Source organism: Pantoea sp. GbtcB22 (assembly GCF_019091025.1).
GTDB classification, from domain to species: domain Bacteria; phylum Pseudomonadota; class Gammaproteobacteria; order Enterobacterales; family Enterobacteriaceae; genus Pantoea; species Pantoea leporis.
The window spans coordinates 1-240 of sequence record NZ_JAGXKB010000748.1; the positions used below are offsets into that span (position 1 = coordinate 1).

Annotated in this window: 1 protein-coding gene; it reads right to left on the reverse strand. The window is 50.4% G+C overall.

From position 1 onward, the window contains the following. Nucleotides 1-10 precede the first annotated feature (10 nt). Nucleotides 11-240 (reverse strand): hypothetical protein (locus tag KVT28_RS26565; RefSeq protein WP_217551292.1); only part of this gene is annotated, 230 nt, incomplete at its 5' end.

Here is a 240-nt window from a genome sequence, read left to right on the forward strand (position 1 = left end):
TGACATAGAGTTAGTCAAAAACATACAATTGGGATTGAATATGAAGGTATACCTGAGGGGCCGGTTGTGTTGATTCGGTACCATCGTTGGGTACATCATCCAATGCCTGGCTTTCAGCCTGAGTATCTTCGGCAACTTGCTCAGAAGCTGCAACTGCCACTGCGTCCTCTGATTGAGGGGCGTCTTCTACTTGGGAAGGCATCTCCGGAGCTCCGTTCTGTTCAGAAGCTCCAGCAGCGG